This window comes from Streptomyces luteolifulvus (genome assembly GCF_008806595.1).
GTDB lineage: Bacteria > Actinomycetota > Actinomycetes > Streptomycetales > Streptomycetaceae > Streptomyces > Streptomyces luteolifulvus.
In genome coordinates this window covers 93,851-100,841 of sequence record NZ_VZRB01000029.1, presented here as the reverse complement: position 1 = coordinate 100,841, position 6,991 = coordinate 93,851, and the positions used below count along the sequence as shown (strand labels likewise).

The 6,991-nt window shown below is 66.9% G+C and carries 6 protein-coding genes and 1 pseudogene; 6 read left to right on the top strand and 1 reads right to left on the bottom strand.

Annotated features, from left to right (window positions below; all coding sequences use genetic code 11):
- Positions 1-424 precede the first annotated feature (424 nt).
- The 3 genes from F7R91_RS31770 (at position 425) to F7R91_RS31760 (ending at position 3,532) form a co-directional block, all read left to right on the top strand.
- Positions 425-1,033: an ATP-binding protein gene (locus F7R91_RS31770; protein ID WP_150954771.1), complete on the top strand. Its 609-nt coding sequence runs from the start codon at positions 425-427 to the stop codon at positions 1,031-1,033.
- 533 nt (positions 1,034-1,566) lie between these two features.
- Positions 1,567-1,884 (top strand): DUF485 domain-containing protein, encoded by a 318-nt coding sequence (locus F7R91_RS31765; protein ID WP_191971709.1) that lies wholly within the window; start codon positions 1,567-1,569, stop codon positions 1,882-1,884.
- A 4-nt stretch (positions 1,885-1,888) separates the two neighbouring features.
- On the top strand, positions 1,889-3,532 hold the full coding sequence (locus F7R91_RS31760) for a sodium:solute symporter family transporter (protein WP_225320884.1): 1,644 nt from the start codon (positions 1,889-1,891) through the stop codon (positions 3,530-3,532).
- Between the two features lie 504 nt (positions 3,533-4,036).
- Here the strand turns inward: F7R91_RS31760 and F7R91_RS44395 are convergent.
- Positions 4,037-4,224: pseudogene (locus F7R91_RS44395) on the bottom strand (hypothetical protein); the annotation flags it as partial.
- A 130-nt stretch (positions 4,225-4,354) separates the two neighbouring features.
- Between F7R91_RS44395 and F7R91_RS31755 the strand changes: the two are divergent.
- Genes F7R91_RS31755 through F7R91_RS31745 form a run of 3 tightly spaced genes read left to right on the top strand, consistent with a single transcriptional unit; the run spans position 4,355 to position 6,908 of the window.
- On the top strand, positions 4,355-5,566 hold the full coding sequence (locus F7R91_RS31755; RefSeq protein WP_150954761.1) for a cytochrome P450: 1,212 nt from the start codon (positions 4,355-4,357) through the stop codon (positions 5,564-5,566).
- The gene (locus F7R91_RS31750) at positions 5,563-5,754 is read left to right on the top strand and encodes a ferredoxin (protein ID WP_150954758.1); all 192 of its coding nucleotides are present in this window, start codon (positions 5,563-5,565) and stop codon (positions 5,752-5,754) included. The genes F7R91_RS31755 and F7R91_RS31750 overlap by 4 nt, the downstream gene beginning before the upstream one ends.
- Positions 5,751-6,908: an NAD(P)/FAD-dependent oxidoreductase gene (locus F7R91_RS31745; RefSeq protein WP_150954755.1), complete on the top strand. Its 1,158-nt coding sequence runs from the start codon at positions 5,751-5,753 to the stop codon at positions 6,906-6,908. The genes F7R91_RS31750 and F7R91_RS31745 overlap by 4 nt, the downstream gene beginning before the upstream one ends.
- Positions 6,909-6,991: the final 83 nt, after the last annotated feature.

The window sequence follows — 6,991 nt, the reverse complement described above, 5'->3', positions numbered from 1 at the left end:
CGTCCGACGTGAACGCCCGCAGCAGCCGGAACGCCCGGTCCAGGATCGGCTCCCCGACAGGCGGCCGGCCGGAGGGACGCCCGGAATATTGCGTGCCACTCATCGAAATGCCCCCTGCATGCCGGCCCAACCATGTCGAAGAGTCCTATATACGCATTTCAGTTCCAGAGAGATCGAGGTGGACCTCATGGGTCTCCACAAACGGCTTGGACCGTCCCCGTACCTGCCGAACCGCGGCGCCTGCTGCCACGGGCACTGCCGAGCCTTCTGCGTCACACCCCGACTGCTTCAGCAGTCCTCTTTCGCGGCATCCCACCGAATCCGCCCACACGGACCGGCCACACGGCCCACCCGTCTCCACGGCCCTGCCGTCACGGTGGCACCGCTAGCACGCCGGCTGCGACGGCGGAGGGCTGCCGTCGCCGTGCGGATCACAGGCCTGGCCGGTCACCTGCGCCGGGCACACGGGGACGACGTCTACTGGCCACTGGACCACAACCCGCGCGCCCCGTCTCAGGCGAGGCGGCTGATCCGTGACCAGCTGACCCGATGGGGACTGGACGAGCAGGCCGACATCGCCGAGCTCTTGGCCACCGAGTTGGTCACCAACGCCCTCATGCACGCGCGGGGTCCGATACGTCTGAGCCTGTCCCGGTCCCTCCTGAAAGGGGCACTGCGCTGCGGTATCAGCGACGCGAGCCCCCTCCCGCCCCGGCCGCGCCACACCCAGTACGACGAGGAACACGGGCGGGGACTGCACCTTGTTGACGAGCTCGCCACCCGGTGGGGCTCACGGCACCTCGCGGACGGCAAGACCGTCTGGTTTGAACTGCGCACGACCAGTGCCGTACCCCGCCTCCCCGGACTCAGCCTGTGGCCGTCCAAACGCCGCAGGATCCCATCACCCGATGTCCCGTCCCCCCGCACCACATCGCCCGGCGCTACAGCGGGCGGGTTTGGCGACACCGAAGACCGGATGGTCACCCGGGCAACGGGGGCGACCGGGGCAACGCATGTGCTGGCGGCGGGTTGAAGTGACCCGCTTCAGGCGGGTTGAAAGTGACTCAGATGTCCTTCTACTGCGTGTGTTCAGTCGTTGCCGGCGCGCACACCATGGGCGACGCCCGTGTGGCCGCGCGGGGCCTGCGCGGCCTTCGTGGAGCGGGAACGCTCGTCATCACGAGGTGAGCACGCGCGAGTCTCGCTTTGAAAATGACCTCCTGAACGTACCTCACGGTCAGTTGACATGTGATCACTGGATCCGTGATGCTCATGAGCGCACCATGACGCATGACGGCCATGGCGGATGGAGCCCACGATCTGGGGCTCCGCGGTCCGCGTTCGGCCTTCGCGTCTGTCTTGACTTCGCTGCAACCCCGACACAGCACACTGTGTACCGGCTGACGGCGATCAACTCATCCTTCGCTGCATCCCGCGCAGCTGCAACGCCGCGCACTGCGCCGCGTCCCGCCCTCACTGCCCGGAGGTTCCGTGCCCCCGCATGTCCCCCCGATTTCCCCGATTCCCCCTGGTCGCCCAGCAGCATCCGACCCTGCGCACGATGTCGTGCAGCTGCGACACATCGGCAGCTTGCGCGAGGCCACCCAGCGCGCCCAGCGTGCCTTCCTCGTCGTCAACGCGGTTCCCTTCGTCGGCGGCATCGCGCTGTCCTCCTTCACCGACGTCCCCGCACTGCGCGTGCGCGGGGAGCTCACTCTGGGCATGATCTGGGGCATCCTGCAATGCGGACTCTTCGTCGTCACGGCCTGGTTGTACGAGAATCGAAGTGCGCGGTCGTGTGATCCTCTCGAACGGTCCCTGACGTCCGGTGAGTTCCATGCCGAGACGCCGGGGGCTGCTCGCGCCACCGGTCCGGGGTGGTGAAGCCGTGACCCTGTACGTCCTGAGCGCGGGGGTGCTCGACCCGGTGGGCTCAGCCGCGAGGACCCCCGTCATCGTCGCCTTTCTGATCTTCATCGGAGTGTCACTCCTGTGGCTCTTCACGCTCGCCGCAGGAGAGGAGGAGAGCCCGGAAGGGCTCTACCTTGCCGACCGGTCCCTCTCCCCGACCTTCAACGGTGTCGCCATGGCGGGAGAGCAGATCTCGGTTCTCACCCTGCTGCAAACCGCCGGGGGCGTGGCTCTGATCGGCTACGACGGATTCACTTTCGCCCTCGACGTCCTGATCGCCCTCGGTGTACTGCTGCTCCTTGCGCAGAGGATACGCAACAGCGGTCGTTACACACTCGGTGATCTCTTCTCCTTGCGGGCGTCAGGTCGAGGGCCCCGAATCGCCGCCGCTGTCGTGACGTTGGCCATCACGATTCCCGTCCTCATGGTGCAACTGGTTGCCGCCGGCATCAGCGCGGCCCTCCTGATCGGCATGCCGACCGATGAGGCCGTGGTGGCGTGCACCCTGCTCATGGGCTGCCTGGTCGCTTGCTTCGCCGCGTTGGCGGGTCTGAGAGGTACGAGCTTCATCCATGTCGCCAAGGTGCCGATCACCTTGGCGACGCTGACGCTGGTCACACTGCTGGCCCTCAGGAAATTCGAGTGGGATCCCGGTTCTCTGCTCTCGGCCGCGGTGGACAGGAGCGTGGCACCGGACCGCTATCTGAAGCCGGGGCTCTGGCTGGACACAGCGGGGCTCGGTCCGCTCAACGCGTTCGGCAACCACATCGTCGCCATCCTCGGTTTGGCCATGATGCCGCACCTGATCCTGCGGATCGCCGGGTCCCGGAGCGGTCGTACCGCGCGGCGGTCCACGCGTACGGCCGTGTGGCTCTCCGGCATCTTCGTCCTGCTGCTGATCACGACGGGCTTCTCGGCGGCCGCTGTGGTCGGCGCCGCGGACCTCGGCGCGGTCGATGCCTCGGGGCAGTCCGCCCCGATCCAGCTGGCGTCGGAGGTACTCGGTCACGGCTCGACGGGGCGCGTCGTGCTCATCACCGTCATGGCGTGTGTCGTCTTCCTCGCGGTGCTCACGACCGTGACCAGTGTGACGTTCGCTGCCGCCGTCTCCCTCGCTCACGACGTGTTCGCGCGAGACGGGCGCAGCCGCTCCGACACCCAGGAGGTGCGGGCCCTGCGCCTGGCCGCCGTCGTCGTGTGCGGCGTCGCCGTTTCGCTGGCCGCCGCCCTCTACAACTACCAGGCCCAGTTCCTGATCGCCTTCTCGATGGCCGTCGCGGCGTCGTGCATCTTCCCCGCGTTGATCTACTCGTTCTTCTGGCGCGGATTCAATCGCCGAGGGCTGTTGTGGTCGGTCTCCGGGGGACTGCTGCTCTGTGCCGTCTTCACGGTTTTCTCCCCCACCGTGTCGGGATCCCCCATCGCTCTGTGGCCGGAAGCACGTTTCGACTGGTATCCGTTCCAGTCGCCCGGCCTGGGCGCCGTTCCCGCGGCGTTCTTCCTTGGGTGGCTCGGCAGCGTCACCTCGCCGGGAGATTCCGAGACCGCTTTCCGGCGCATCGAATACAGACTTCTGACCGGTACGGAAGTCCGACGGCAGGCCTCTGATGCGCGTCGGTAGGTGCCGCTCCGCAACGGCGGTGACGGTCGGCGGCGAGCACACAAGCGTGACGCCCACGGCTTCGGGAGGTCGATCGCTCGTGGAGCGGATTCCCGTACTGCTTGTCCGTCAGCAGGCCGAGCCACTGCTCGGCCTGGTTGGGCCACGAGCTGCTGGTGGGCGTGAAGAGCGTGTGTGGAAGCGTGGGTGCGCGGCCGGCCATCGCTGGATGGCCGGCGGCCAGGGCGTGCTTCATGGCGGGCCGGGTTTCGGGCGGCCTGGGAAATTCATCACCGCTGTCGCGGCGCGAGTCGCGGTGCAGGGCGTCGTGCTGGGATGTCCGGGTCGACTGCGGCAGGCGGACAGGCCATCCGGGGAGGGCCCGTCTCCCGCGTGTGCGAGCGCGGTCAGGACGGCGGCGCACCGCGCACACGCATCGTTGTGTGCGGGTACGGGCCCAGGTGCGCAGTACGCCGCCGGCTTCGGGAACGGCAGTGGCGGCGGCGCCCGCCAGACTGGTCAGTGGATCACCTTGCCCAGACTGACCTTGTTGCGGGCCACCGGCTCCATCAGCCCGTAGCCGCCGGTTGCAACGCCGGGCATCGCCGCCCGCCAGAACCGTCGGCCAGGTTCCTGGACCGGGGAGAGACGTGTAGCGAGCTGGAGAACAGGCCGGACACCAAGTCGGAGTACGAGGTGTTGTCGGTGCCGACTCTCCGCCTTCAGCGCGGAATATTTCGAAAATGTATTGACATCGCGAAAGTGTATTTGGTGTGATGACATTCATCACAGTGTGGACCGCGTCGGACGCGTACTGGCGTGCGACTTGCCAGGGAGGACGTCATGACCCGAGCCAGCCACCTGGTCGCCTCGGACGTGGACCTGTTCAGCCACGCCCTTCTTGAGGATCCCCACCCGGTCCTGCGGGAGCTTCGCGACCTCGGCGGCGCCGTGTACATGCGGCGGCACGACTTTTATGTCTTGACGCGCTATGAGGACGTGCGAGCAGCCGTTCGGGACTGGCGAACCTTTACCTCGGCGCGCGGCACCGGGTTGGTTCCCGAGCTCAACGCGGGTCAGATCGGCGGGGTTCTCGCCTCGGATCCACCCGAGCACGATTCGCTCCGTGCGGTGCTGTCGGAACAGGTCTCACCCCGAGCCATCCACAAGCTTCGCGGTGACATCGGCCGGCAGGCAGCCGAGCTCGTAGACGCCGTCGTTCCGCTCGGCACGTTCGATGCGATCACCCAGCTGGCCCAGCGGCTCCCGGTCCAGGTGGTCGCCGACCTGATCGGACTTCCTGAGGAGGGTCGAGAGAACCTGATTCCCGGAGCCGATGCAGCCTTCGCCGCTTTCGGCCCGCTCACCCCGGAACTCCAGGAACGCTTGCCGTACCTGGTCGCGTTCCTGGAATGGATCGAGCAGGTGGGGACTCGCGACCAGCTCGCTCCGGGCAGCTGGGGAGCCGCTGTGCTGGACGCGGTCGATGAGGGGCGACTTCCGGCAGACAAGGCGTTCCCGCTCATGCGCGCGTTCCTGGTCGCCGGAATGGACACCACGGTGAACGGCATCGGATCGATGCTGAGGATCTTCGCCGAGCGTCCGGACGTCTGGGAGGAGGTCCGGAGCAACCCGAAACTCGCTGGAGCGGCCTTCGAGGAGACTCTTCGTCTCGAGTCACCGGTCCAAGGATTCTTTCGTGAGACAACGCGTGACGTCGAGATCGACGGAACGACGGTGCCTGCTGGCAGCCGGGTGTGCCTCCACTTCGGATCCGCCAACCGTGACGAGCGTCATTTCGTTGATCCCAACCGGTTTGACCTGCACCGAGGCGCACTCGACCACCTGGCCTTCGGCAATGGAGTGCACGGGTGTGCTGGCCAAGGGCTCGCGCGGCTGGAGGCGCGGGCGATCGTTTCGGCGCTCGCAGAGCGCGTCACGACCTTCGAGCTCGCGGGGTCCCCAGTCCGCCACTACAACCCCGTGATCCGCGGCCTGCAGGAACTACCCATTGCGGTCACGACGCGTGCGAGGACGAAAGGTGTCCGTTCATGAGGGTCAGCGCAGACATGGCGAGGTGTGAAGGGCACGGTCTCTGCGAGGAGGTCGCGCCCAGTGTGTACGAACTCGATGACGACGCGGTCGTCACGGTCGCCCACGAGAAGGTGCCGCCGGAGCTCGAACGGCTCGCCGAAGCCGGGGCACAGGTGTGTCCCGTTGCGGCGCTGAAGGTGATCCGGTGAAGCTCAACCGCATCGTCGTCGTTGGCGGCTCGATCGCAGCACTGACTGCGGCCGAGACCTTGCGCATCGAGGGGTTCGACGGATCGATCACGGTTCTCAGCGACGAGAAGGTCCCGCCCTACACGCGCGTGCCGTTGTCGAAAAGCGCGCTCGCGGGGCGCGAGTTGGAGGACGACTTGACACTTCCCGCGATGTCGGACGACGTGGATCTGCGTCTTCACACGCGGGCCGAAGGGCTCGACGTGCACCGGCGACTCGTCCACACCAAGGAAGGCTCTGTCCCTTTCGACGGCCTCGTCATCGCCACGGGCGCCCGTGCCCGCACCGTGGGTCATCGGCGCGGAGGCGAGAGGGTTCTGCGGGACATCGAGCATTCCAGGTCCCTCCGCGCAGATCTCGCCACTGCGTCGTCGGTACTCGTCGTCGGAGGCGGATTCCTCGGGATGGAGATTGCGTCGACGTGCCGTGAGCTCGGTAAGGACGTGACTGTCGTCGATCGGGAACCACCACTCGAACGCTTGCTTGGACCACTCGTGGGCGCAAGGATTCGCGATGCCGCCCGCATGGCAGGAGTGCGGATTCGTGTCGCCGCGGGCGACGTCGAGCTCGTCGGCGGGAAGACGCCAAGCGGTGCGAGAATCGCGAACGACGAGGTCCTCGAAGCGGACATGGTCGTTTCGGCCGTGGGCGACCTTCCGAATATCGAGTGGCTGCTCGGCAGCGGACTCCGTCTCAACGGGGGAGTTCACGTCGACGCGTGGTGCCGCGCCCGCCCAAATATCGTCGCGGCAGGCGACGTAGCCGTCCAGGCCGGCCCAGACGGGTCGAGCAGACGAACACCTAGTTGGACCAACGCCATTGAACAGGCCCGCGCGGCGGCACAAGCGCTGCTTCGAGCTGAGAACGCAGCGCCGTACCGGCCGTCGCACTACTACTGGACCGAACAGTTCGGTCTCGATGTGAAGATGGTTGGGCCTCCCGGCTCCGACGGCACGCCGACGATCAGCGAGGGTTCGCTCGATTGCCCGCCGGCACTTCTCGAATGGCATACGTCAGGCACTGCCTATCGCGTGGTTGCCCTGAACCACGGGATTCGCCCGGCCAAACTGAAGCGCCTGGTCCCTGCACATCACTCTCGTTCCGTACTCCGATGAGGAGCTCGGAGTAGTCATGACGCGCGCATGCATCGCTGAAGTCCTGCGCACGCCCGTGGGTAAACGCGGCGACAGTCTCTCCC